General features: G+C 48.5%; 23 protein-coding genes. 19 read left to right on the top strand and 4 right to left on the bottom strand.

Features of this window, described 5'->3' with window-relative positions; genetic code table 11:
- Positions 1-110 precede the first annotated feature (110 nt).
- From JTP09_RS05205 to JTP09_RS05140, 14 genes are all read left to right on the top strand, one after another.
- Positions 111-1,253: a Coenzyme F420 hydrogenase/dehydrogenase, beta subunit C-terminal domain gene (locus JTP09_RS05205; RefSeq protein ID WP_204877394.1), complete on the top strand. Its 1,143-nt coding sequence runs from the start codon at positions 111-113 to the stop codon at positions 1,251-1,253.
- A 14-nt stretch (positions 1,254-1,267) separates the two neighbouring features.
- On the top strand, positions 1,268-2,164 hold the full coding sequence (locus tag JTP09_RS05200; RefSeq protein ID WP_204877393.1) for a glycosyltransferase family 2 protein: 897 nt from the start codon (positions 1,268-1,270) through the stop codon (positions 2,162-2,164).
- 1 nt (position 2,165) lies between these two features.
- On the top strand, positions 2,166-2,702 hold the full coding sequence (locus tag JTP09_RS10230; protein ID WP_304621700.1) for a DapH/DapD/GlmU-related protein: 537 nt from the start codon (positions 2,166-2,168) through the stop codon (positions 2,700-2,702).
- Positions 2,703-2,759: 57 nt separating this feature from the next.
- Positions 2,760-3,761 carry an NAD(P)-dependent oxidoreductase gene (locus tag JTP09_RS05190; RefSeq protein WP_239478879.1) on the top strand — a complete coding sequence of 334 codons (1,002 nt, stop codon included), beginning with the start codon at positions 2,760-2,762 and terminating at the stop codon, positions 3,759-3,761.
- 150 nt (positions 3,762-3,911) lie between these two features.
- The gene (locus JTP09_RS05185) at positions 3,912-4,766 is read left to right on the top strand and encodes a glycosyltransferase (RefSeq protein ID WP_239478815.1); all 855 of its coding nucleotides are present in this window, start codon (positions 3,912-3,914) and stop codon (positions 4,764-4,766) included.
- The gene (locus JTP09_RS05180) at positions 4,757-5,851 is read left to right on the top strand and encodes an RNA-binding protein (protein WP_204877390.1); all 1,095 of its coding nucleotides are present in this window, start codon (positions 4,757-4,759) and stop codon (positions 5,849-5,851) included. Before JTP09_RS05185 ends, JTP09_RS05180 begins: the two co-directional genes overlap by 10 nt.
- Entirely contained in the window at positions 5,851-6,564 is a 714-nt protein-coding gene (locus JTP09_RS05175; protein WP_204877389.1) for a cytidylyltransferase domain-containing protein, read from the top strand. The genes JTP09_RS05180 and JTP09_RS05175 overlap by 1 nt, the downstream gene beginning before the upstream one ends.
- Positions 6,565-6,578: 14 nt before the next feature.
- Positions 6,579-8,822, top strand: coding sequence for an N-acetylneuraminate synthase family protein (locus JTP09_RS05170; RefSeq protein ID WP_204877388.1), 2,244 nt, complete (start codon positions 6,579-6,581; stop codon positions 8,820-8,822).
- 29 nt (positions 8,823-8,851) lie between these two features.
- Positions 8,852-9,949 (top strand): glycosyltransferase, encoded by a 1,098-nt coding sequence (locus JTP09_RS05165; protein WP_204877387.1) that lies wholly within the window; start codon positions 8,852-8,854, stop codon positions 9,947-9,949.
- A gap of 1 nt (position 9,950) precedes the next feature.
- Positions 9,951-11,186: an O-antigen ligase family protein gene (locus JTP09_RS05160; RefSeq protein WP_204877386.1), complete on the top strand. Its 1,236-nt coding sequence runs from the start codon at positions 9,951-9,953 to the stop codon at positions 11,184-11,186.
- Between the two features lie 396 nt (positions 11,187-11,582).
- Positions 11,583-12,596: an acyltransferase family protein gene (locus JTP09_RS05155; RefSeq protein ID WP_204877385.1), complete on the top strand. Its 1,014-nt coding sequence runs from the start codon at positions 11,583-11,585 to the stop codon at positions 12,594-12,596.
- A gap of 24 nt (positions 12,597-12,620) precedes the next feature.
- Positions 12,621-13,667, top strand: a complete 1,047-nt coding sequence (locus JTP09_RS05150; protein WP_204877384.1) for a glycosyltransferase family 4 protein — start codon at positions 12,621-12,623, stop codon at positions 13,665-13,667.
- A 54-nt stretch (positions 13,668-13,721) separates the two neighbouring features.
- Positions 13,722-14,663 (top strand): glycosyltransferase family 2 protein, encoded by a 942-nt coding sequence (locus JTP09_RS05145; protein ID WP_204877383.1) that lies wholly within the window; start codon positions 13,722-13,724, stop codon positions 14,661-14,663.
- 23 nt (positions 14,664-14,686) lie between these two features.
- Positions 14,687-15,829: a glycosyltransferase gene (locus JTP09_RS05140; RefSeq protein ID WP_204877382.1), complete on the top strand. Its 1,143-nt coding sequence runs from the start codon at positions 14,687-14,689 to the stop codon at positions 15,827-15,829.
- 53 nt (positions 15,830-15,882) lie between these two features.
- Here the strand turns inward: JTP09_RS05140 and JTP09_RS05135 are convergent, their stop codons facing one another.
- The 4 genes from JTP09_RS05135 to rfbA all read right to left on the bottom strand — a co-directional run bounded on the left by JTP09_RS05135 (position 15,883) and on the right by rfbA (position 19,490).
- Entirely contained in the window at positions 15,883-16,173 is a 291-nt protein-coding gene (locus tag JTP09_RS05135) for a PqqD family protein (protein ID WP_204877381.1), read from the bottom strand.
- A 2-nt stretch (positions 16,174-16,175) separates the two neighbouring features.
- Positions 16,176-17,039 (bottom strand): nucleotidyltransferase family protein, encoded by an 864-nt coding sequence (locus JTP09_RS05130; RefSeq protein WP_204877380.1) that lies wholly within the window; start codon positions 17,037-17,039, stop codon positions 16,176-16,178.
- Positions 17,040-17,103: 64 nt separating this feature from the next.
- Positions 17,104-18,522 (bottom strand): polysaccharide biosynthesis tyrosine autokinase, encoded by a 1,419-nt coding sequence (locus JTP09_RS05125; RefSeq protein ID WP_204877379.1) that lies wholly within the window; start codon positions 18,520-18,522, stop codon positions 17,104-17,106.
- A 107-nt stretch (positions 18,523-18,629) separates the two neighbouring features.
- Positions 18,630-19,490, bottom strand: coding sequence for a glucose-1-phosphate thymidylyltransferase RfbA (gene rfbA / locus JTP09_RS05120; RefSeq protein ID WP_204877378.1), 861 nt, complete (start codon positions 19,488-19,490; stop codon positions 18,630-18,632).
- 74 nt (positions 19,491-19,564) lie between these two features.
- Here rfbA and rfbB point away from each other — a divergent pair, with 74 nt between their 5' ends.
- From rfbB to JTP09_RS05095, 5 genes are all read left to right on the top strand, one after another.
- Positions 19,565-20,563, top strand: coding sequence for a dTDP-glucose 4,6-dehydratase (gene rfbB, locus JTP09_RS05115; protein ID WP_204877377.1), 999 nt, complete (start codon positions 19,565-19,567; stop codon positions 20,561-20,563).
- A gap of 3 nt (positions 20,564-20,566) precedes the next feature.
- Entirely contained in the window at positions 20,567-21,988 is a 1,422-nt protein-coding gene (gene rfbD, locus JTP09_RS05110) for a dTDP-4-dehydrorhamnose reductase (RefSeq protein WP_204877376.1), read from the top strand.
- Between the two features lie 394 nt (positions 21,989-22,382).
- Entirely contained in the window at positions 22,383-23,075 is a 693-nt protein-coding gene (locus JTP09_RS05105) for a 50S ribosomal protein L25/general stress protein Ctc (RefSeq protein ID WP_204877375.1), read from the top strand.
- 149 nt (positions 23,076-23,224) lie between these two features.
- Positions 23,225-23,821, top strand: coding sequence for an aminoacyl-tRNA hydrolase (gene pth, locus JTP09_RS05100; RefSeq protein ID WP_204877374.1), 597 nt, complete (start codon positions 23,225-23,227; stop codon positions 23,819-23,821).
- Positions 23,811-24,851: an acyltransferase gene (locus tag JTP09_RS05095; protein ID WP_204877373.1), complete on the top strand. Its 1,041-nt coding sequence runs from the start codon at positions 23,811-23,813 to the stop codon at positions 24,849-24,851. Before pth ends, JTP09_RS05095 begins: the two co-directional genes overlap by 11 nt.
- Positions 24,852-24,930: the final 79 nt, after the last annotated feature.

Genomic DNA, 24,930 nt, shown 5'->3' with positions numbered 1-24,930 from the left:
CTACTGAAGCGAGTTATTAGGTTTACAGGGAAAATATGGTTACCTTTCAAAATGTTGTGACTGGGGTTGTGGCTAATCAGATGTGTACTGGCTGTGGCCTATGTGCAGCCATGTCTTCCGCGGTAGAGATGAAGATGACAGATGATGGTTTCATGCGTCCCATTTTCGTCGGTGATGATAAAGACGACCCTCGCCTGGTAAAAGTCTTTAAACAGTCATGTCCAGGTATGAACGTTCGGGCTATTAAAAATCCAGAGGCTAAGCGTCATGAAACTCTTGGTCCTATTGTGGGAATCTGGGAGGCTTGGGCAACCGATGACGCCTTTCGAACGAAGGGTAGTAGCGGTGGTACTCTATCAGCTCTTAACGCATGGATGATTTCGCGAGGTATTGTTTCCTCGGTTAGAGGGGTAGCGGCAGCACCTAATCCCCGGCGTACGGTGCCCGTCACCATTATGTCTAAAGAGGATGCCCTCGCAAGTGCTGGCTCTAGATACGCACCCGTCAGTGCTCTCAGCGATCCTGAGTCTTTGGAAAGCGCGGGGGCATTGGTGGGCAAACCCTGTGAGGTTTCCGCTCGTCGCGCATATGAGAAATCTATTGGGGTTGCTAGCCCTATTATGATGAGTTTCTTCTGCGCAGGTACTCCCTCGCAGGACGCGACGGAGAACCTTATTGAGAAGCTGGGTATTCCTAAGGATCGTCCGCTGGAATCAATGTGGTACAGAGGAAACGGGTGGCCCGGGGAGTTCACCGCTATTGCTGAGGGTGGTGAGCGAGTTTCAACTTCTTATGATGAGTCTTGGGGCGCATCGTTGGGTCCAACCGTTCAGTGGAGATGCCGAATCTGCCCGGATGGTGTAGGCGAGTCAGCTGATATTACTGCTGGAGATTTCTGGGAGGCAGATGAAAAAGGCTACCCAGAGTTCGGCGATAAGCCCGGGCGCAGCGTGCTTATTGCCCGTACGCAGCGTGGCTATCAGTTGATTCAGGACGCCGCTGCTGACGGTGTCATTGAGATTCGAGAGACAAACCCCGATGTGGTTACACCAATGCAGCCGTATCAATATGCGCGCCGCAAATATCTTATGGGTCGTCTTCTTGCCACAAGGATTTTCATGGGTAAGGTCCCTACCATGCGTGGATTTGATCTTTATAAGACCTTGTTAAAAGAACCCATTCTACTTTATAAAGAGTTCAGAGGCAGTATCACTCGCATCAGACACCGTTCTCGTGCTGGTATTAAGAGCTAACAGAAAGAGTATCTATGACGTCTCCTTTGGTATCAGCAGTTATCCCTTTTTACGGCGATCCTACCGACACGTTAGCCCTTATTGAGCAGCTTCAGCGGCAGAGGGACAGCGTAGAAATGGAAATTATTGTTTCTGATGACTGCTCGCCTCAGCCTTTCCCTGAGATAGAGGGGGTAGTAGTTGTTCGGCGAGAATCTAACGGTGGGTTTGGTGCCAATGTGAACTCCGGCGTAGCAGCTGCTACAGGTAAATGGTTATTTATTTTGAACTCTGATTTGAACTTGGGTAAAAGCTTTGTCAAAGAAGCTGTTGCTCAGGCAGAAAAATTCGGTTACGCGTTATTCAGCCCTCAAATCTTAGGACAGAATGGGAATACCCAATGGGTAGGACGTAAATTTCCAACTACCTTTCAGTTCGCTTGGGAATGGTTTACCCCGGTGGCTCGTTTTAGAGAAACCACATGGTGGCATAAGCTGGTGGGGCATGATTTGAAATGCGTTACTGGGGCAACGGTTGAGACTGATTGGGTATTTGGTGCCTGTATGGTTATGCCTTTAACCCTGTTTTACCAGGTTGGGGGAATGGATGAACGCTATTTCATGAATAGTGAAGAAGTGGATTTCCAGTATTGTATGAAGCGGATGGGTCTGCCTCGTTACTTTGCTGGGAGCATTGCCGTTGAACATGTCGGCGGCGGATCCAGTGGTGATTCTCAGCGTCGCCGTCAGTGGGTTGTTGACTCACGTTTTATCTACTCTCGAAAATGGGGAAGACCTAAAAATATCAAGTTGGCATTAACTGCTGTATCCCTCGTTAACTTTGCTTTTAATAAAGTGAGAAGTCTCGGAAATCCTAATGTCCATGCTGAAAATATCTTGAAAACAGAGTTAGGCTATTTGAAAGGAAAATAAGTTGAGCATCCCTAAAACTCTTGTAGAAAAAATCCCTTCCTTGCGCTGGCGATTGCATGAGCAAATTTCAAAGAAAATTTATACTCGTTCATTTAAAAAATTTGAAGCAAATTCGGTCATTGTATCTCCAATGGCTTTGGGTGGTATCGATAAAATTTCTATCGGTTCTAATAACGCGATCTATGAAGGAATTTGGCTCAAGGCAGAAGAAGGAGCGGAAATAATTATCGGGGACAATAATTATATTGGTCATCGGGTTCACCTTCACGCAGTGGGGCGCGTCGTATTGGGAAATAATATTATGCTCACGGACTCTGTTACAATTACTACTGGCGAACATGACCAGTATAATCACGATAAAATATGGACAAAAGGAGACATCGTTATCGGCGATAATGTTTTTATCGGTGAGAAAGCAATTATTCTTGGCGGCGTGACTATTGGTGAAGGTGCAACGGTAGGTGCCGGCGCTGTTGTGACTAAAGATGTTCCAGCCGGTGTTACGGTTGCTGGTGTACCTGCGCGTATGATTTCTTAGAGTCTAGCTAATTTTTTTTTATTACCAATCTATTAGGGGTACATCTTGAAGATTCTCATGACAGGCGGTGTCGGTTTCATTGGACTAAAACTGGCAAGAAAGCTTGTAGACGTAGGTTATGAAGTGTTAGCTTTAGATTCATTACTTGAACAGGTGCATCAAGACATTGAGGCTGAGAAAGCTGCTTTCCCCGGTGAGATCTACGTGGGTGATGTATCTGATGACGGAGCGTGGAGCCAACTTCCCCAAAGTGACGTCATTATACATCTCGCTGCAGAAACCGGCACAGCCCAGTCAATGTATGAAACTGATCGATACCGTCGTGTTAACGTCGATGGCACCCGCATAGCTGCGGAATACGCAGTTGAGTGGGGTATTCCACTCATCTCACTGAGTTCTCGAGCTGTCTACGGTGAAGGATTTAAGGAACGAGGTACTCGCGAGGATGATGCGCACGCGCCTCTCTCTGTTTACGGTGAAACTAAGTCTGAGGGTGAAGACGTAGTACGTGAAATAACCCAAAGTAAGGTGCCATCAGTCATCATTCGTCCTCAAAACGTTATTGGACCAGGGCAGGCCCTTCATAACCCGTATACCGGCGTGCTTGCGGCTTTTCTTGCTCGCCTTCGAGAAGGGAAGAACCTTTCTGTATATGGTGATGGTACTGCAACCCGCGATTTTATTCACGTGGAGGATGTAGCAGATTTTATTATCTGGGCAATAGACAATTTACCTGATTGTGACGAATCACCGCGCGTTCTCAACCTCGGCTCAGGCGAGCGTATTACGCTCGACCAGCTAGCTCAATACTCGATTGATGCTGTGCCCGGTGGTAGTAAGGCTGTTATAGAGCACGTTGATGTTAAGCGTGCCGGTGACATTAACCATGCTCTGGCAGATATGTCCTACGCTTACTCTCTTAATGCCCCCAAGCCCCGATGGAGTGCTCGTGAATCTATTGCTGATTTTATTCAGAAGTCGTGGGAAGCCCCCGGTGCTAAGAGCGAAGCTTGGGATACTGCCCTTGAAGAGCTCACTGAACGCGGCTTGGCGGAATAAATGGTACATCCCAAACTCCTCTTGGTCTCCCCTAACTTTCACGGCTATTGGAAGGCAATAAAAGAGTCACTCGCTCAAGTAGGGTACAATGTCAGTACTCATATTTATGATGCCTCCGGGAATATATTAGAGCGCGTCAAAAATAAAGCCTTGCATGACCTACCTGAGCGGTTGCGCCCTGCAAATGTGGAGCAGCAAATAACTCATGCTGCAATTGAAAAATTGCGTCAGGTGCAGCCTGATATTGTGCTCGTGATTAAAGGTGACCAGCTGGGTGAAGAGTGGTGGCATGCGGTTGCAGCAAGCGGCGCCCGCCATGCTACTTGGATGTACGACGAGTTCAGGCGCATGCGCTACTCAGACAAAACTTTCAACTTGGGGTTACTAGGACCTATAGCCAGCTACAGCCCCGCAGACGTTGAGAATCTTAAAAGCAAAGGCTACTCAGCACTAGAGGTTCCTTTAGCATACGATGTATACACTCCTGTGATTCCCGCAGCTGAAAATAAAATCACTTTCGTTGGTGCTCGCTATCCCGGACGCGAAGCGATGCTCAAAGCTTTGCACACAGCGGGTCTGCCAGTAAAAGCTTATGGTAAGCAGTGGTCACGTCACTGGTGGGATGTCGCACGAACCCGCAATTTCACCAGCGCGGGAATCGAAGTGGGGCGTGACTTAGATCGTTCTCAGGCATATGGTGTCATGGCGAACTCGCCAGCGACCCTCAATATCCATGGTGACCAAGATGGCTTCACTATGCGTACCTTCGAGGCATCAGGAGTAGGCGGGCTTCAGATCATTGATCGCTCTGAAGTAGAGCGTTATTACGAGGTGGGCAAAGAGGTTCTTGCCTACTCAAGCCAAGAGGAATTAATAGAAATTTGTCAGCGAATTTTCGCTGAACCTTCGTGGGCACAAAAAGTTCGTGAAGCCGGTCAAAAACGAACTCTCAACGAACATACGTTCGATAAACGCATTAGAGTATTGGAGCAGCTATGGCAGTAGCTAAATATGGCTTGAACCATCCCGAGGATTTAGCTGCTTGGTATGAATGGTCTCAACAAAGTAACGTTAAGCAACGTGTTCGAGGAATTCTTTCCAATATCCCTACAGTTATAGAGGGACTTTTGGGAGTTGGGGGAGCCTCTGAAGCTCCAGAATCCATCGCGGGATACTTACATGTAAGAGGATCTAATCCACAAATTCTCGTGGTACTAGATACCACAGCACCAACGACTATTAGTGCACTCATAGAACCAACTCATCATATGGATTTTGCTGATATCGCGGTGTGGGCACCTACTGATGTTTCAAATTTTTTGTCGGCGGGGGAGTGGCGAACAAGTATTGCTTTAGAAAGTGAAGTATCTAAACTCACTTCAGTAAAAGCTATTCTCTCTACCGGTCATTACATGCAGTATGGTGCTGCCGCTTACCGTTATGCCCGAGCTATGGGCACTGAGTTTGTAGTGGTTCAACATGGGCTTATGACCCCATATGCACCTCCGCTACCTGCCAATTCCACCCTTTTGGCTTTCACTGATGCTGACGCGCGGTTTTGGATCTCGGGTAGATCTGATATTTCCTACAGGGTAGTGGGTTCCCAACTTTTTTATGATGCAGCCCAGGCGGCAGCGGGGGAACAGAAAGTCAACATCTCGAGGCAGCCAATTTTTCTGGGGCAGATGCACGGGGCTGAGCTGCCGCGCGCGTCCTACGCCAAAGCAGGTTACACTTTCTGCAAAGAAAATAACGCTCGTTACCGACCTCACCCACAAGAAAAGGATAAATTGTCTGTACTTACCCATCGTTTGTGGGCGAAAATGGGAGTAGAGATTGATGAAGGTCTCGAGCCCTTCAAGAATCTAAATAACCCGGTAGTTTCAGTCTTTTCTACCGGTGTATTAGAGGCTGCGATTCGTGGTGTGCCTGCTTGGGTTTATCACCCCAACCCGCCTGCTTGGTTAGAAGAGTTCTGGGACCGATACGGTATGAATAGGTGGGGGAGCGAACCCACCCCAGCACCGAGTATCCCTTCACAAGAACCCGCGCAAGCAATTGCGCAGTACATCAAGGAGAGACTGAGCTGATGCGCCTACTGTGTGTAATTCCCGTTCGTGGCGGGTCTAAGGGTATTCCTCGGAAGAACCTTAAACCGATTGCAGGTAAACCTCTTGTCGCGTGGACGATTGAGCAGGCTCTTGAAGCGAAACACGCTTTAGAGGGCGTACACGAAATCGATGTTCTTGTATCAACTGACGATGCTGAGCTTGCCGCTATCGCTAAAGAGTACGGCGCCGAGGTTCCTTTTATGCGACCTGCGCACTTGGCTGAAGACACAACAGCAACCGAACCGGTTATTGAACACGCTATTGATTTTTACACTCAAAAGGGTAAGCGTCCGGACGCGGTCATGTTGTTGCAAGCGACCAGCCCGGTAAGACTCCCCGGTACTTTAGAGCGGGCTATCAAACAGTTCGCTGAATCAGACTCAGACTCCATGGTGGGCGTTATACCCATTGGTCCTTTCATTTGGGCAGCAACCACCCCTCCGACCGCGCAGTACGAAGTGATGGCGCGTCCCCGCCGTCAGGAGCTAACTCGCGAAACCTTTAGGTATCGCGAAAATGGTTCAATGTACATTACTACCACTGAGATTTACGAGCAGCTTCATAACCGTCTTGGTGGTAAAATTGAACTCTTTATGCTTGATGAAATTGAGGGTGTTGATATTGACGCACCCATCGATTTTTCTCTAGCCGAACACCAGCTTCAGCAGATTCATGCTGATAACAACAACTAAGGAATTATTCGCCCGTGATTATTGAGCGTAACACCACCCCCTATATTGTCTTTTCCGAAGACCCTGTTCTTACTGCTCTACAGAAGATTTCTGCCAACGGTCAGCGCATTATTTTTCTGGTGAATGAGTCTGGTGTTTTGCAGGGGGCGCTGTCTGACGGTGACTTCCGCCGTTGGCTGGTTGCTAATCCGACTGCTTCTCTTGAAACTAAAGCACTTGAGGTAGCCAATAAGAATATGCGTTCAGCAGCTTTCGGCAGCGAACTCGCTGAGCTACAAAAAGAGTTTGCCACGGGTGTTTCTTTGCTACCGCTCGTTGATGAGCGCGGTCATCTGATTGCTATTGCTATGGATGAGCAGAACGTATTGCGTATCGGTCGCCACACTATCACCGAAAATTCTCCTTCATTCATCATTGCTGAGATTGGTAACAACCACCAGGGTGACGTTGACTTGGCAAAGCGCTTGGTCGACTTGGCTGTTGAAACCGGCGCCGATGCGGTGAAGTTCCAGTTGCGAGACATGGACGCGCTCTATCGTCAGGCTGGTTCAAAGTCAGCGGGTGAAGACTTAGGCGTGCAGTATACTCTTGACCTACTGCGTCGTTTCTCTTTCAACGTAGATCAGATGTATGAGGTCTTCGACCACGTGAAGCAGCATGATATGGATATCATGTGTACTCCTTGGGACGGCCCTTCCGTGCAGGCTCTGGTCGATTACGGCGTTCAGGGTTTGAAGGTGGCTTCTGCTGACCTCACTAACCATGAGCTTCTGCGTGATATGGCGTCGCGTGGTCTTCCGATGCTGATATCAACCGGCATGAGCCGTGAAGAGGAAATCCGTGAGTCTGTTAATCTGATTCGTTCAGCGGGTGCCTCCTACGCTCTGCTTCAGTGCCAGTCAACCTACCCTGCGCCCTTTAAAGATGTGAACTTGGCGTATATGGATCGTTTGGCTGAGATTGGTCAGTCGCTGGTAGGCTACTCAGGCCACGAGCGCGGCTACCATGTTCCGATTGCTGCTGTTGCTCGCGGTGCGAAAATTATTGAAAAGCACTTCACCATTGATAAAACCCTTGAGGGCAATGACCACACTGTTTCTCTGTTGCCCGATGAATTCAAGGCTATGGTGACTCAGATTCGCGAGGTCGAAGAATCTATCGGTACCGCAGCACCTCGTGAAGTTTCAACCGGCGAGTTGATGAACCGCGTGAACCTCGCTAAGTCCCTAGTGGCTACTCGCACTATCGCTAAGGGTGAGGTTGTGCAGGCAGAAGACGTTGAGGTGAAGTCACCCGGACGCGGTCTGCAGCCCAACTACCTACCGCAGCTGGTGGGGCGCACTATGGCACGTGACGTTGAAGCTGGTTCCTTCTTCTTTGAGGGTGACCTTAAAGATGACTTGGTGACCCGTCGCGACTTTAAATTTGATCGCCCCTGGGGTCTGCCCGTACGCTACCATGACTTTAAGCCTCTCATTTCTGAAGCTAAGCCTGATTTCTTGGAGTTCCATTTCAGCTACAAAGACCTTGAAATCGATATCGATGACGTCTTTGATCGCAAGCTCGATATATCATTCACAACCCACCTGCCTGACCTCTTCGCGGGGGACTTCCTTGTAGATTTGGCGTCACGTGATCAGGAAATCTGGGAGCGCTCCATCGCTGAGGTTCAGCGAACTATTGACATCACTCGTGACCTGACCCGTTACTTCACTGTTGATGATGATCCCATTATGGTCACCACCATGGGCGGTTTTACTAAGGACGCCCACATACCAGCTGCAGCGCGTGCTGAAAAGTACGAGCGTATCGGTGAAGCTCTCAAACGTCTTGATACTTCTGGCGTGCGTTTGGCGGCGCAGACTTTGCCCCCTTACCCCTGGTTGATGGGCGGTCAGCAGTACCATAACCTTTTCTTGGATCCCAAGGACACCGCAGAGTTTGCAGATACCTTTGACACCGCTCTTTGTTTGGATATCTCACACACCATGCTCGCAGCTAATTTCTTGAAGATGCCTTTGAGTGAGGCTGTTGAGCTTCTTGCACCTCGCACCATTCACCTGCACCTGGTGGATGGCACCGGTGTTGATGGTGAGGGCGTCCAGGTGGGTGAAGGCGATGTTGACTGGGCATCATTGGGTAAGCAGCTGCGCGAGCTGAGCCCCACCTCGTCTTTCATTCCTGAGATTTGGCAGGGTCACGTCAATAACGGTGAAGGTTTCTTCACCGCACTCGATAGGTTGGAAAAGTGGCTGTAAAACAAGAGAAGCCAACGGTTTTATTGTGCATGCCCGTTCCAGACTTTGCGGGTGTGGCACGCCATTTAGTCGATATCGCACGAAACGGCATCGAGGGTTTCGACCTTGTTTTCTTCTGCCCTGAGGGTGAACTGGCGGAGCATTTGCGTACTCTCGACGTTGATGTTCGTGTAGGAAAATTTGGTCCCGACTTTGGCTTTGTGTCATCGTGCAAGGCATTACAAGCGATTATCTCAGAGGTAAAACCTGACCTCGTCCACACTCACCTCGCTTATGCGGATGTGATTGGTGTAGTGGTAGTGAATGCGTTGAAACTGCTCCGTAGGGTTGGACGCGCATCTGTTGCCCCTCAACTCATCAGCACTGAACACGGCATTGCTGTTGATGACTTGGTCTATCACGGTACAAAAGCCAAGTCAGTGTTGATGGAAAACGTACATCGTGTTCGTCTCTGGTTTACGGATGGAAAAATTGCGGTGTCGCAATTTAATGCGGTGCAGATGAAGCGCAAGTGGGGTGCCCGCGGCGTCACTGTCATACCCAACGGGGTTGATCTTGATGTAGTTACGCAGAAAGTGGCGGACGCGCGGGTAGCGGGGGAGCCTGGGATCCTACGGGTTGTCTCGATGGCACGTCTTGCCCCTGAGAAGAAGATTGATGTTTTGATTGATGCTTTTGCTCTAGCGCTTAAAAGTAACTCGGCTCTGACCCTTGAAATTGCTGGTAAGGGCGGATGCATTGACGAGCTTCAGGAGCAGGTAGAAAATCTTAAGATCGGTGATTCTGTTAACTTCTCGGGGTTCAGCGATCCCTTTGAGGTGATGGGACGCAATGACCTTTTAGTGCAGTTATCGATTGCTGAAAATAATTCTTACACTCTGCTGGAGGCGAAGGCAGGCGGGCTGCAGGTGATTGCTACTGCTATGGGTGGTAACCCAGAGCAGTTAGAAGATGCTGAAATGGTGCCTGCTCTAACTGCTATGAACCGTCAGGAGATAGTTGAGTCTGCGGCTCAGAAAATTCTGGAAGTAGCTTCGGGCAAAAAGTTAGGGTCGAGCGATTTCTCATGGAGCACTACTACTGAGATGACTCAGCGTATTGCACAAAAATACACGGAGGTGCTTTAAGATGTCACCGTACCGCGCATCATTGGTAGTGGACAACGATCATAAAACCCGTGATAGTTTGGCTAGCCAATCTCTGACTGCCACCATAAAAGACGATGCGAAAGAGCTTGCCCAAGGTGTTGGTAAGCTCAATATACTGGATTTCATCGTTGGCTCGTCCTTAATTACCATAGGAATGCCCTTATTTGGTGTACCAGCGGGAATGATTTTTGTTTCTGCTCTGGTCTTTTTCAGGCTATTTCAAAAGCCTGCGTATCATGTCCCAAAAATAGGTCTATTTCTAGCAATATTCTTTATAAGCGTTATTTACATATCTTATTCGTCATATTTTTTGTCGGGAAAGGAAATTGAAGATATTGTAAGCCGCGTAGGGCGCATGAGCGTTGTAGTTGGCTTGGTCGTTGTTATAGCTGATCAGAGGGTGAACCTGCGTTCATTTGTTGGCGGATTAGGTTTGGGACTCGTCTTTAACGCGGTGGCTTTCTACGCGGGAATAGCTCCTGATACCTATAATGGGGCTTTGAGCGGATGGTTGGGAGATAAAAATGTAGCTGGTCTATATTACGCTATTACCCCTTTTTTCTTGTATATTTTTTCCAAAAATAATAGTCAGAAGATTCTTATATTTTTGACATTCTTACCTCTTTTATGGCTCACTGGCTCTAGAACAAGTATCGCTGCTTTCATGATAGCTATTATGTGGATATTCTTTTCGAAGAACCTTAATGCTTTCCTTAAACTGATTTTCGCCGGATTTGTCTCGTGGATTTTTGAGTGGTTACAAAGAAACTTTGCAGATAGCGCTTTATTTGGTGACCGTACCGGTACTGACTGGTTTAGGGAGCAAATTGATATCGAATCATGGGAAAAAGTTCAGTCCGCGCCCTGGAATGGTTTAGGTTTGGGAGAAGCTTTTGTTACCTTGGAAAGTGGTAGAAGTATCTGGTTCCACAACTCCTATTGGACGCTCTTTGTTGAGGGTGGATGGCCGTGGACAATTGTTATACTTTCCTGCACCGTATTTGCAGGATTCATCTGGAAGCAGCGCTGTCAGCTGTACGGTGACCTCAAACGCAACGTTGGTGCAGAAGCCGCAATTGTTCTTCTCGCTATCTGCTCATGGAGACTGGGGGAGGTAATATTGACAGCTCCCTGGGGAATTGCAATAGGTTTAGCTTTATATTATACAGCCTTACCTGCCAAAGGACGCGTCGAAAAGAGTATGAATGATGTCTAAACATCTTGTCTAAAGAAAAGTTACCCAGTAGAAGACTGAATAACCTGGACGGGTTACGAGGTCTGGTAGTCCTAACTGTTTGTCGTATACCCTTACTGGGCGCGCCATAATCCATTACGACACTAAAACTCTGGGTGCATCCGGGAGTAGAATTCTTGCTTTCTTGATTGTTGTTTCTATTTTGGTTGCAACGTACAAGCTATTCGAGGTTGCTACAAGTAAGAAATTTAGAAAGAAGCTTACGGTTGCTTTTGGATCTTATTCAAAGAGGTAACTGAATTCTTTCTGTGGATGAATTATTCGGAAATAATATATTCATTTAAGTAGTATTAACGTTGGCTGGAGCCTATTGGACGGAATCTTGAAATGATAGTGCAAGTGAAAAGAAGAATCGAGGTGCTTGATGCTCTCAGGGGTCTTGCGATAGTAGGAGTTGTGGTTGGTCATGCAAACTTGGGGATTCTTCAATCAGGAATTACTTATTCTGAATCTTTGTTCTTTAGGAATCTTCATGTTGTGCTTTACAGCTTGCATCTCCCCTTGCTGGCATTTCTTTTCGGTATTAACATTTCATTTTCGTTTCGTGCCGGAAGAAATTCCCAAAAGTTGATTAGGCGAATTGTAGAATTTTTTTACCTCTATCTGGTGTGGACTCTCATCCAAGGTATATATGAGATTCTAGGCTCGCGGTTTGCGAATACCCCTGTTACATGGCAAGAAGTTGTAAACATCTTTAAACCCCTGGGTCACCTGTGGTTTCTACCGTGGGTAGCAATTGCTTATGCAGCAATCGCTACCCTTCAGCCTTGGCATAATATCTGTAGAGCTATGCTTACGCTCTTAGGTTCTGGGGTTCTTACCTGGTTGTTTTGGGGAGTCAATGGAGAATATTTCTACTTGCAGGGTTTATCGCTTATTTTCTTTGCTGTTGGCGGATCTGTATTTGGAAATATTATCATCAAGAAGTCAGGGTTTAATCTATTAAGTATTTCTTTTGCTACTTTTGCTACTTTAGTATGTTTTTGGATTTTTTTCCAAGGCGTAAGGATAACACTACCTACTTTGCAGGACGTGGATAAGACTGCGCAAAGTGTGCTCAGCGGTATCTTGTTTTCAATTTTCGGTATGTTGGTAGTTTTCCTAATATTTTCTATTATTTATCAAAAAATAAATTTTAGGATACTAGAAACAGTGGGGTATTATTCTTTGCCCATATACCTAGCACACCTTTTGTTTGTTCCGCCTGTTCGAGTTCTACTGTCCAAAATTGGTATGTCAGATATTATGGTTCTTGTATGTGCATCGACTCTCGGGCTTGTATTATCTTTCCTTTACGTATTTTTCTCAAAGAATGCGTTTTTGAGGTGGACTATATCAATGCCTAGTCCATGCAGGAACATGATAAAATGAGCAATATTTTAAGGGTGGGTGTATATGAATTCTAGCGAGCTAGTACTGGCTACCAATAACGGTGACATTGGTGGTGGTGAAGTAATGCTTTTCAACATTGCCCGCGCAGCGCGATCTTTGGGTCACGCGGTCACTATCATTGCGCCATCTCAACCTAATGAAGTTGTTAAGGCGTCGCAGGACGAAGGTTTCTCCACCGTAATTCTGCCCAGTACAAACCGTAAACAGTACATTGCTCAGCTTCGCCTGTGGAGTGCCACGCAGCGTCGTGGGCGTCTGCTCTGGTGCAACGGCTTAGTGCCGTCGTTTGCCACGGCTGGTCAGAAAAACAGAATTGTTCACCTTCATCAAATACCGGAGGGTACTCACCGTTTTGTTGCACGTCTAGCCCGCCACAAAGCTAGAGCACTTTTAGCTCCATCGGATTTCGCAGCACAAAAACTCGCAGGATTCCAAACCTTTCATAATTGGGTACATCCCGTTGAAAGAAATGTTTTGCAGCCACTTTCTAACAGACCTGTGCGGGTAGGTTTCTTAGGACGCCCCTCAGACTTTAAAGGTACTCAATATTTAGCTCAAGCTATCGATATCCTCAATACAGGAACCCCGGCAGGCTATCAACTCGTGTTGGGCGGTGAATCTCGTTTCGTCGAAGAATCAGATACACAAGAACTCAAAGCATCTCTCGATAATTTGGGCAAAGCTCTCGAGAAAATGGGTTGGGTTACCCCAGAGGAGTTCTTCTCTCATATTGATATGCTAGTGGTGCCCTCGAACTGGGACGAAGTATTTGGTCTCGTCGCAGCAGAATCGATGAGCGCTAAAACACCGCTGATTGTTTCTGATGCTGGTGCTCTCCCAGAAGTAGTCGGTGAGACCTACCCTTTCATTGTTGCTCGTGCAGACCCCCAGTCTCTCGCCCAAATCATAGCTGCCGTAGCTGAGGAAATCACTCAAGATTCGCCGCTGCTTGAAAACATGATTAATCTTGCCTACAACCGTTGGCATGAACGGTTTTCGCCCGCCGCGGGCAAGCAGCGCGTTGCATCTCTCCTTGAGCAGTTGCAATAGGACTAAGCATCTATATTTTCTGACCACTCTCCCACTCGTAAAAGATATCAACTTATGACATATAAAGCAGCAGTTATTATTCCTACTCGCGGTGGAGCCTCAAAGCTCCACTACCCTTTGGACGCGCTCATCCAGCAAACCGAAAAGGATTTTCAGGTCATTGTTGTGATTGACGGTGATATCGATGCCTCCGAAGAAGTCGTCAATACATACATCTCAGAGAGAGCTCTCAACCTCTCAGTTATCGTCCTGCCCGAAAATCGGGGACGAGTTGCTGCGCTCAACGCTGGTCATCAAGCGGCGGACGCGAATATTCTTATTCGTTGCGATGACGATATAGAGATGAACCCCGACTATATAGCAAGTCACCTCTCGTACCATTTGGGTGATCAAGAAGTTGGAGCTATGGGATTAGTACACAACCTCTACCCAGACACCCCTCATGCCCGTGTCTTCGGTCATTACCGAGACAAGAGATTTAGGGAAGACGCCTACGCAAGTGATCCCTCAGGTCACTGGCATTTCTGGGCAGCCAACTGCTCTATGTCAGCTCGGATGTACCAAGCTGTTGGTGGCTACGATACCCGTTACAAGCAGTACGGCTGGGAAGACGTTGATATGGGTCGTATGCTCGCCGACAGGGGAGCAAAAATGATTCTGGCGAAGAATCTTGAGGTTCAACACCACATCGCAGCGACCACAACGGCAGGCAGAGCTCGTAGGGCTCTTTATTCAGGAGCCGCACGAAACATATTCCTGGCAAAGCACGGCGAGAACGCGCTACCCCCTCTCCGACCAACAGGTATGTGGGGGCTAGCAGTGAGAACATTTGCTAGAATACAAACTGAATTTACCATTAAGATAATGGGAGAAACCGCAGACAAAATTATCGATAAACTGCCATTTTATGCAGGTGAGAAAATAGTGTCACTCATTGTCGAATCAGCAGGTTACGCCGGTAGCATTTACCCCCACCGGGCACGCAAAAAATTCTAAACTGAAAGCGATGAATATCCTCTATGCATGTACGTTTTCCCCTCTTGAGCAAAAACAAAGCTAGTTCACCGCGTGTTCCCCTAGCTATTGCTCACGACTACCTCACACAGCGCGGGGGAGCCGAGCGTGTGGTGCTCGCCCTTCATAGGGCTTTCCCCGAGGCACCGATTTACACTACCTTGTACAACCCTGAAACAACGTACCCAGAATTCAAAGACGCCACCATCATAGTGTCGCCGCTCAATAAATTTTCAATCTTCAGAAAAAATCACCGTCTGGCGCTGCCGCTGCTGCCTATTTTTTCTCAGCTGATGAGAGTAAAAGCTGATAAAACTATAGTGTCCTCAACCGGGTGGGCCCACGGTTTCATGTTTGACGCAAAATCTTTGATCTACTGCCACTCACCCGCTCGATGGCTCTACCTGAGCAATCAGTATTTGGGGAAGGAATCTAGCAAAGTCGTCAGAATCTCGCTTAAAATTCTGAGACCCTGGCTTGCAGCGTGGGATCATCGTGCCGTTAGAAGAGCTGGTAAGTATTTAGCTAACTCGACCGAGATTAAAGAACGCATACACCGGGTCTACAAAAAAAATGTGCCCGTTGTATTCCCGCCGTACTCCATCGGTATAGGTAAAGAATCACAAGAAATTGATGGTCTCGATGATTTTCTTGCTGACTCAGATTATTTTTTAGTTGTCTCACGTTTGCTTCCCTACAAAAACGTAGAAGTGGCAGTCAAAGCATTTGCGCAGACCGGAAAGAAACTTCTTGTCGTTGGCTCCGGTCCTGATAAAGACAGATTAGAGGCATTTGCTGGCCCCAACACCCGTTTTGCTTCCGATATCTCAGACGCTAATATGCGCTATGCCTACGCGCATTCACTGGGGCTAATAGCCATCTCCTATGAGGATTTCGGCTTGACCCCCCTTGAGGCTGGTGCATTTGGCAAACCTACTATCGCGCTTCGAGCGGGTGGTTACCTAGACACCATCCGTGAGGGCGTTAACGGCGTATTTATTGACGAGGCTCGACCAGAACAGCTCATTCAAGCAGTAGAAGTAGTAGAATCTCAGACTTGGCATGCTGAACTCATCAAAGAACATGTGGAGAGTTTCTCAGAAGACCGATTCATCACAGAAATCAAGCAGCACTTAGAGAAAATCTAGAAAGCGCAGACTTTCCCCCTCTCGCTGAGGGCACCTGCATCTTAGATGAGCTACTACTGGATCTCAACGAAACCTGATTCTTGTAGACGCTCTAAAAAGGTGAGGGTGCCCTCAGCTACTACCTCTGACGTTTCGCCAAATATCTGAGCGACAGCCGCAATGAGATCGATATCCTCAATAGGTTCCTCTAAGAGATTCCAAATAGCTATTCCCACACCGTCAATGATCGAAATAACTGACGTTTCTAAATTAGCTATATACAGACAATCAGTTTCGAAATTTTCAGTACTTTCAACATCTGATCGCAGAGTAAAGGCAGATGCTCGATGCCTAGAATACAACATAGTTAGTGCCTCTTTTTACGGGTAAATACAGCGAACCGTGAGAAGAATCTGGCGCGTACCTCTGCACGTGAGGGCGTATGACCAAGCTCCATCGCAAGATGGTCTTTATTAACTCTAAAAATATTAATGATGGTTTGTACCTTAGCCCCCAGTCCCCGAGCCGTCTTTACGCGGGCATACCAGCGCAATGTCTCAGGTGAAGGTTCTGAGGCAGTCTTCCAAAATAAGTAGTCACGGTGGTGAACGAATTCATCGAGACGACCCGTTGCTGCCGCAAAAGCTAGTTCTGCATTTAGCTCTTTGACCCGCTGTTGCATCTCTTCCTTTTCGCTTGAAAGCAATCTGTCTTCAAGATAGCGAACATCGGTTTTCAGAGGACTCGTTGAACGTGCGGAATGCACGTACACCAAGATGCGAGCATCAACGATCGAAAGGGTAGGACACGGAAAATTCGAAAGCGGTTTAATGCGTCTCTGAGACCATAATTTCTCAAAAGATACGGCAGGCGACTCATCTAAACCGGGAAAATACCGATGAATATCAGCCAGCCCCCATGTAGGATGGTAAACAGTCATAGCATGGTGATAATCGGAGCCTGTCTCAAAGCTCGTCATCACTGACCAATTGTTGTCGATGAGAACCTCAATGAAGGTTTCTACATGGTCAGGACGAACTAACAAATCAACATCAGAACTAGTGCGGTTTGCTGGGTAAGTGTCTGTGCCAAAAGCATAGCCTTTGACATGCAGAACATCGACATACTTGAGATTCGCTAAGTGCTGCAAATGGGCGTGCGACAGCGTAATGCGTGCCTTGAGAGGTACATTCTGAGCGTTTTTCGCATCCATCGCTGATTCACTAGTCATAAACTTCGCTTCCATGAATATGAGGCAGGGCAATGATGCCCTGCCTCATATTTTATAATAACTTTTACTTTGAGCGATTAGTCAATTTCTTCGAGAAACCCCGCTTTTGGTTCTTGGATGTATCTGAACCGTAGTAAGCAGTGTAACCCTTTGAAGAAGCGTAACCGAAGCCATAGTAACCGCCACCGAAACCACCAGTAGGTACTCGGTTGAGTACAAGACCTATGAGTTTTGCGCCAACCTGCTGCAGGTTATTTGAAGCTTCCTGCAAGTGCTCGCGACTGGTGCGGCCTACAGATGCAACTAACACCACGCCATCAACGGAGTTAGAAAGCAGAACAGCGTCAGTAACCGGCAGTACCGGGGGTGCATCGATAATTACCATGAACTCTTCAGATAGCTCCCGGATCAGGCTGCGCATCTTATCTGACCCCAAAAGTTCGGAGGGGTTCGGGGGAATTCGACCAGCGGGCAGAATGAAGAGCTGCGAGTCTTTAAACTGTTTGACAGCCTCTGAAAGCTCAATCTGACCAGCAATAACTTCGGTTAGACCAACCTTTGAGTCAATGCGGAACTTCTTAGCAACAGTGGGGCGGCGCAAGTCAGCATCGATGATGATGGTGGGCTGACCCGATTCTGCTAGGGCGTGAGCAAGAGTTGAAGCTGCAGTCGACTTACCTTCGCCTGGTTCAGATGAAGTAAGCAGAACAGACTTGGGAGGGTTGTCAACGTTCACAAAACGCAGGTTAGTGCGAAGCTGTCGAATTGACTCCTGCGAGACATGGTTGCCTGCCTCATGGAGGATCTTGGCTCCGTCGAGGTCATCAGACTGAGGTAGCATACCAAGAACCCCAAGACCTGATGACTTGACTGCATCGTCACGAGTTCGAACCTTAGTATCGATGGCCTTGCGAAGGAAAACAGCACCGTACACTGCTAGGAAACCAGCGAGGGAACCTAAGAGGATATTCCTAAGAGCATTAGGGCTAATCGGGGTCTGGTTTGGCAGAGCATCTTCAAGCGGCACAACACGAACAGCGTTGCTACCCTCAAGCTCATTAGCTACGAACGCAATTGACTCTAGAGCAGAGTTAGCAAGAACCTGGGCATCTTCAGGGGTATTACCAGTTGCCTGAACCTTAATGAGGGCAGAAGCAGAGTCCTGTGTTGCGGTTAGTCGTCCAGCTACTTCACTGGGATCCATATTGAGCTCAGGATGCTGCTCCACAATACGCTCTGCTACTGCGCGGCTGTTGGCGAGCGAAAGGTAACCGGCAGCTTTCTCTTTTGCTGCTGAGCTACCTGAAATAACGTCACCGATGCCAGCAGACCCAGCAACTGTTACGTAACCGGTCGAGGAAGATGCGTAGACCTTTGGCTGAAGAAGAGAGTATCCAAGCCCTAGTAGCGCACCGATGAGGAGACCTGCTAGCAGGTACTTTAAGTTCGCCCGCGTCAGGCGAATAAAATCTAGAATTGTCATAAATCAGGGATTCCTTAAATAAGCCGAAGCTTCGCAGAGCTGTTCACAAAATGGCACCGGCTTTTAATACTAATACCAGATAGACCTGCGAGGTGGGGTAAAGAAAATTATTTGAGCAGATTAAGTAGATACTTTCCGTATCCGCTCTTAACCAAAGGCTGTGCTAACTCCGAGAGACGTGCCTCATCGATGAAGCCCATGCGCCAGGCAATCTCTTCGGGGCAGCCAATCGAAAGACCCTGGCGTGCCTGAACGGTTCGGATGAAGCTCGTTGCATCTGCCAAGGAGTCGAAAGTTCCGGTATCGAGCCAAGCTGTGCCGCGGGGGAGTACTTCTACCTGTAACTTGCCCTCATCGAGGTACATTCTGTTGAGGTCGGTGATTTCTAGCTCCCCGCGTGGTGAGGGCTTAATGCTGTGAGCATATTCCACGACCTTATTGTCGTAGAAGTAGAGCCCTGGAATCGCGTAATTACTCTTGGGGTTTTCTGGCTTCTCCTCGATGGAGAGTGCCTTGAAGTTTTCATCAAAATCAACAACGCCGTACGCCGATGGATCGGCAACTTGATAGCCAAAAACAGCGGCTCCGTCTACAGCAGTGTACTTACGCAACTGGGCGCCAAGTCCGGGACCGTAAAAGATGTTGTCGCCCAAAACCAGTGCTACCGAGTCGTTACCAATATGTTCTTCTCCCAAGAGAAACGCCTGCGCCAGACCATCGGGGCTAGGCTGAACCTTGTAGGTCAAGCGAACACCGTACTGAGAACCGTCTCCCAGGAGTTTCTTGAACTGATCTTGGTCTGCGGGAGTCGTAATAATCAGGATGTCCTGAATACCCGCCAACATTAATGTTGAAAGCGGATAGTAGATCATGGGCTTGTCATAGACCGGTACAAGCTGCTTGCTAATGCCCAAAGTAATGGGGTGCAAGCGCGAACCGGTTCCGCCTGCCAGAATAATTCCCTTCATAAGAAAATATTCTGTCACAGACGCCACCAATTTTCGTTGCAAAATTCACCCAATTTAGCAGTAGCATTGGTTACATGTCGAATATTCTTGTGACCGGCGGCGCCGGTTTTATTGGTTCTAACTTTGTTCACTTCTTACTTGAAAACACAGATCACTCTGTAACGGTTCTCGATAAGATGACCTACGCCGCTAATGAGAAGTCTCTTGAAGGCTTGGACGCTAGCCGGTTTGAACTGGTGAAGGGCGATATCGCTGACCGCGATGCTGTTGAACCGTTGGTTAAAGAGGCGGACGCCGTTGTTCACTATGCAGCTGAGTCACACAACGACAACTCCCTCAGCGACCCCACCCCCTTTATTCACACGAATCTCATCGGTACTTTTACCCTGCTAGAGGCAGTACGCGCCCACAAGACCCGCTACCACCATATCTCCACCGATGAGGTCTTTGGTGATCTTGAACTGGACGATCCGGCGAAGTTCAGCGAGACAACTCCTTACAACCCGTCATCTCCCTATTCTTCTACCAAGGCAGGTTCCGATCTGCTGGTGCGCGCCTGGGTGCGTTCCTTCGGTATTGAGGCAACAATGTCTAACTGCTCCAATAACTACGGTCCTTATCAGCACATCGAGAAGTTCATCCCGCGTCAGATCACCAACATTCTCTGCGACATTCAGCCAAAACTGTACGGCGAGGGGCTGAACGTGCGCGACTGGATTCACGCGTCCGACCACTCATCGGCAGTACACACCATTCTCGAAAAGGGAAAAATTGGTGAAACCTACCTGATCGGTGCAGATGGCGAAGAAAACAACATCACCGTACTGCGTACCATCTTGCGTCTCATGGGTAAGCCCGAGGACGCTTTTGAGCACGTTGTTGACCGCCCCGGTCACGACCTGCGCTACGCCATCGACGGCAGCCGACTGCGCGAAGAGCTAGGCTGGGAACCGCAGTTCACCAACTTTGAAGCTGGTCTAGCTGACACCATCAAGTGGTACGAAGAAAACCGCGCTTGGTGGGAGCCTCTCAAAGCCGAGGTTGAGGCAAAGTACGCAAAGGCTGGTCAATAGAACATGGCAAAAGAACTCGCAATACACGAAACTAAGATTCCCGGCCTACTCATTATTGACCTGCCTGTTCACGGCGATAACCGCGGCTGGTTCAAAGAAAACTGGCAGCGCGAAAAGATGGTTGCTGCGGGTCTGCCCGACTTTGGCCCGGTGCAGAACAACATTTCTTTCAACGCAGCTGCTGGTACCACCCGCGGCATACACGCAGAGCCCTGGGACAAGTTCGTTTCTGTTGCCACCGGTAAAATCTTCGGCGCCTGGGTGGATCTGCGGGAGGGCGAATCTTTCGGCAAGACCGTCACCGTGGAACTCGGACCAGATACCGCAGTCTATGTCCCCCGCGGTGTCGGTAATTCTTTCCAGACCCTCGAAGACAACACCGCCTACACCTATGTGGTTAATGACCACTGGTCAGCAGATGCCCAAGGCGAGTATTCCTTTTTGAACCTTGCAGATGAGACGGTGGCTATTGACTGGCCCATTTTGCTGGAGCAGGCTGAACTCTCTGATAAGGACAAAAACCACCCCCGTCTTACGGACGTCGTTGCGGTCAAGCCCGCACCGATTTTGGTCGTTGGGGCTGGAGGGCAACTCGGTAAAGAATTGGTACGCCAGCTCGAAGCATCAGGCGCGCCATTTGTTGCAACCACCCGCGAGACGCTGGATATCGCCGACCCGGCGTCCTGGCAAGGTACTTTCCGCTGGCGCTCCTTTAGCGCAATTATCAACGCCGCAGCCTACACAGCTGTCGATACCGCTGAAACCTCAGAAGGGCGTGTTGCCGCATGGGCAGCAAACGCTACCGGTGTCGCCGCGCTCGCCGCCGTTGCCCGAGAAGCTAACATTCCGCTGGTGCACGTCTCAACCGACTACGTTTTTGACGGATCTTTACCACTGGGCGAAGAATACACAGCGGACGCACCGTTAGCTCCCTTGGGCGTATACGGCCAGTCGAAGGCTGCAGGTGAAGCAGCAGTAGCTGTTGTACCGCGTCACTACATCGTGCGTACCTCATGGGTGATAGGTGAAGGTAAGAACTTTGTTGAGATTATGAAGTCTCTTGCTGAGCGCGGAATCAACCCGTCAGTAGTAGCTGACCAGCACGGCCGCCCCACCTTCACCGAAGACCTTGCAGGAGCGATTTTGCACCTGCTCAAAACACAGGCAAACTACGGTACCTATCACGTCTCGAATACCGGCGATATCGTTACCTGGGCTGCGCTTGCACAGAAGGTTTTTGAACTGACTGGACACGATGCTACGCGAGTTTCTGAGACAACCACCGCCGAGTACTTTGCCAAGTCTGAGATTTTCGCGCCCCGCCCCACTAACTCAGCGATGAATCTGTCAAAGATTATCGCAGCAGGTTTCACGCCGCGCGATCACGGCATAGCACTGGAAAGCTACTTGGCGAAAAACCAATAAAATAACTCGTGCCCCGCTCCTTGACAGGCGGGGCACGATGTTTCTTTACTCATATATCTTGCAGACCGCCTGCCATCTCAGGCATACTTAACAAGTTGCCCACCACAATGGGCAGTAAGCCAAAGTAGCTGTGAACCAATTTTCCGAGTACGCGAGGAAACAAAAATTGGTTGACAGAAAACTGCTCAGGCAAGCCAAGGCAGTGGACTGTAACACTTTAATGAAAATTGCGGGCGAACGCAGGTCCGAAACTGACGGTGGCTGGCGAGCACACGCGTCCCTGAATCTTTTGGGTGCAGGACGCTGGTGCTTATGGTTAGAGACGCACTCTCTGGCGCCAGTACATCTCTTGGCGCAGTACGTTCATACAACCAAAATATAGAAGGAGACACCCATGTCAGGTGCATACAAGCTTTCAGCAACCATTCGCGAAGAATTCGGTAAGGGCTACGCACGCCGTATTCGTATGGCAGGCGATATTCCCGCAGTAATCTACGGTCACGGCGAAGAACCCAAGCACGTTGTTCTGCCCGGTCATGAGACCACTCTTGCAGCACGTACCCCCAACGCTGTTTTCGATCTCGATATCGAAGGCGAGTCAGTATTGGCAATGGTTAAGGACATCCAGCGTCACGCTATCCGCCCCGAAATTCAGCACATGGATCTGCTGATCGTTAAGCGCGGCGAGCGTGTTGAGGTTGAAATCCCCGTACACGTTGAGGGTGAAGTAGCAGCAGGCGCTGTAGCTAACACCGAAATGACCGCTCTGCTGGTTGAAGCTGACGCTATCAAGCAGCCCGAGGTTATCGAAATCAACATCGAAGGCCGCGAAGTAGGTGAGCACATCACCGCTGCTGACGTTGTCATGCCCGAAGGCGTTACCCTGCTGACTGACGAGGAAGCAATTGTTGTTAACATTGCTGAGCCTGCAGTACTCGACGTACCCGAGCCCGGTGAAGAAGGCGACACCGACGCTGAAGGCAACCCTGTTGACGATGCAGATGCAGTAGATGGCGACATCGTGCCCGCTTCTGAAGAATCAGATCAGGCTGGTGAAGCTCACGACTCAGACAACAACAAGCAGTAATAACTTGTTGAGTTTACAGTAGGTAATTACTGTGTATAAGCCCGCATCCACCCACCGGTGGGTGCGGGCTTCTTTATATGGAATCTGCGTTTAGACTGGTGAACGTGAAGTTTTTAGACCTTTTAACAGGTAGAAAGAAAGCGACAGGTATGGCTGATACATGGCTCATTGTTGGTTTGGGTAATCCTGGCCCTGAATATGAGAAGACCCGCCACAATGTGGGGCAAATGGTCATTGATGAGCTGGCACGTGAGGTGGGTGGTAGCTTCAAATGGCACCGTTCCCGTGCCCAAGTAATCGAGGGTCGTCTAGGCATCGGCGGACCCAAAGTTATTTTGGCCAAACCGCTGACCTATATGAATACTTCTGGTGGCCCTGTTGCCGGGCTGGCGCAGTTCTATGGCATCGACCCGGACCACCTGATTGCTATTCACGATGAGATCGATATTCCCTTTGACACCGTCAAGCTGAAAATTGGTGGTGGTGAGGGCGGCCATAATGGTCTGCGTGATATTTCTAAGGCCCTGGGTACTAAGGATTACTATCGTGTTCGCACCGGCATCGGCCGCCCTCCCGGACGCATGGACACAGCTGATTTTGTGCTCAAGCCCTTCAGCTCCACCGAAGCGAAATCTTTGCCTCTCCTGATTTCTAACGCTGCGGATGCCACCCGCATGCTCATTGAAAAAGGATTGGTAGCGACCCAGCAACAGTTTCATTCAGCAGGGAACAAAAATGATGATTAATCAGAGCTCGCCGACCATAAATGATGCAATCTTGCGGGGTAAGAATTCTCTCAATTTTTTGAGATTTATCTTGGCTTCATTTGTAATCATTGGTCATGCTTATCCATTGACTGGTAATCTGGACTCTAAAATTGAGTTTATATCAGGAATGGCAGTTGACTTATTCTTTTGTGCCTCCGGATTTCTAATATTGGCTAGTGCTCAAAGGGGGGGGGCTTTATCTTACCTCTGGCGGAGATTCCTGAGGATATTTCCAGGATATTGGGTTTCTATGCTGATGATCCTCATTTTCTTTGTGCCAGTACACCTATTTTTCGTAGATGACGCAAGACTATCTGAGAGCTCAGCTGTTTCATATGTTCTCAATAATTTTGACTTGTATAAACTTCAATGGGGCATAGAAGGTACTTTGGGAGGCAACCCCAATACTGCTTGGAATGGTTCGGCGTGGACTCTATGGTATGAGTTTGTGGCGTACCTCTGTCTCATACCAGTTGCCTTCATTCCTTTTGTAAAAAAGTATCAGAAAACTCTGATTACCGTCTTATTTCTAGGTAGTCTGTTCATGCGACCCGTACTTGAACATGTTGATGCAACTACGAATATGTACTGGCACTTCGCACGCCTAGCCCCAATGTTCTTAGCAGGTAGCCTCTTTTATGTTTGGGGAGATAAAATAAAAATTAATCAGCTGGCTGTTTGGGGCTGTGTGTTTATAACTTTTATCATTGCAGCATTTGATTTAAAAGGTTATCTCTACGGATTTGAAATTTTATATATCTATGCCCTGCTTGGCTTAGCTTCTGTGATAAAAGTTTATTGGGGCTACAGAAATGATCTTTCGTACGGAGTTTACATCTACGCTTTCCCTGTTCAGCAAGTTCTTATTTCGTTTGGGTCGGAACAGTTGCATGTAGTAATAAACATGCTTCTGACTTTTATACTGACTCTTCCTTTTGCTTATCTTTCATGGCGATTTATAGAGAAACCGGCTTTGGGGCTTAAACGGTTGGTGCCCAGCAGATTTTAGGCTATTCAGAAGTAAATCAGCGTAACCTCACTACCACCTAGCCCGACTCAGGTTCTAAGCTGGTAGTCAGGACTGTGCG

This window comes from Rothia sp. ZJ1223, assembly GCF_016900985.1.
Classification (GTDB): domain Bacteria; phylum Actinomycetota; class Actinomycetes; order Actinomycetales; family Micrococcaceae; genus Rothia.
This window is presented reverse-complemented; position numbering and strand designations above follow the sequence as displayed.

Bases quoted from the DNA above. Each gene is read 5' to 3' on its own strand.
- JTP09_RS05205 (WP_204877394.1), top strand. From the start codon at position 111: ATGTCTTCCGCGGTAGAGATGAAGATGACAGATGATGGTTTCATGCGT.
- JTP09_RS05200 (WP_204877393.1), top strand. From the start codon at position 1,268: ATGACGTCTCCTTTGGTATCAGCAGTTATCCCTTTTTACGGCGATCCT.
- JTP09_RS05190 (WP_239478879.1), top strand. From the start codon at position 2,760: ATGACAGGCGGTGTCGGTTTCATTGGACTAAAACTGGCAAGAAAGCTT.
- JTP09_RS05180 (WP_204877390.1), top strand. From the start codon at position 4,757: ATGGCAGTAGCTAAATATGGCTTGAACCATCCCGAGGATTTAGCTGCT.
- JTP09_RS05175 (WP_204877389.1), top strand. From the start codon at position 5,851: ATGCGCCTACTGTGTGTAATTCCCGTTCGTGGCGGGTCTAAGGGTATT.
- JTP09_RS05165 (WP_204877387.1), top strand. From the start codon at position 8,852: ATGCCCGTTCCAGACTTTGCGGGTGTGGCACGCCATTTAGTCGATATC.
- JTP09_RS05160 (WP_204877386.1), top strand. From the start codon at position 9,951: ATGTCACCGTACCGCGCATCATTGGTAGTGGACAACGATCATAAAACC.
- JTP09_RS05150 (WP_204877384.1), top strand. From the start codon at position 12,621: ATGAATTCTAGCGAGCTAGTACTGGCTACCAATAACGGTGACATTGGT.
- JTP09_RS05145 (WP_204877383.1), top strand. From the start codon at position 13,722: ATGACATATAAAGCAGCAGTTATTATTCCTACTCGCGGTGGAGCCTCA.
- JTP09_RS05140 (WP_204877382.1), top strand. From the start codon at position 14,687: ATGCATGTACGTTTTCCCCTCTTGAGCAAAAACAAAGCTAGTTCACCG.
- JTP09_RS05135 (WP_204877381.1), bottom strand. From the start codon at position 16,173: ATGTTGTATTCTAGGCATCGAGCATCTGCCTTTACTCTGCGATCAGAT.
- JTP09_RS05130 (WP_204877380.1), bottom strand. From the start codon at position 17,039: ATGACTAGTGAATCAGCGATGGATGCGAAAAACGCTCAGAATGTACCT.
- JTP09_RS05125 (WP_204877379.1), bottom strand. From the start codon at position 18,522: ATGACAATTCTAGATTTTATTCGCCTGACGCGGGCGAACTTAAAGTAC.
- rfbA (WP_204877378.1), bottom strand. From the start codon at position 19,490: ATGAAGGGAATTATTCTGGCAGGCGGAACCGGTTCGCGCTTGCACCCC.
- rfbB (WP_204877377.1), top strand. From the start codon at position 19,565: ATGTCGAATATTCTTGTGACCGGCGGCGCCGGTTTTATTGGTTCTAAC.
- rfbD (WP_204877376.1), top strand. From the start codon at position 20,567: ATGGCAAAAGAACTCGCAATACACGAAACTAAGATTCCCGGCCTACTC.
- JTP09_RS05105 (WP_204877375.1), top strand. From the start codon at position 22,383: ATGTCAGGTGCATACAAGCTTTCAGCAACCATTCGCGAAGAATTCGGT.
- pth (WP_204877374.1), top strand. From the start codon at position 23,225: ATGGCTGATACATGGCTCATTGTTGGTTTGGGTAATCCTGGCCCTGAA.
- JTP09_RS05095 (WP_204877373.1), top strand. From the start codon at position 23,811: ATGATGATTAATCAGAGCTCGCCGACCATAAATGATGCAATCTTGCGG.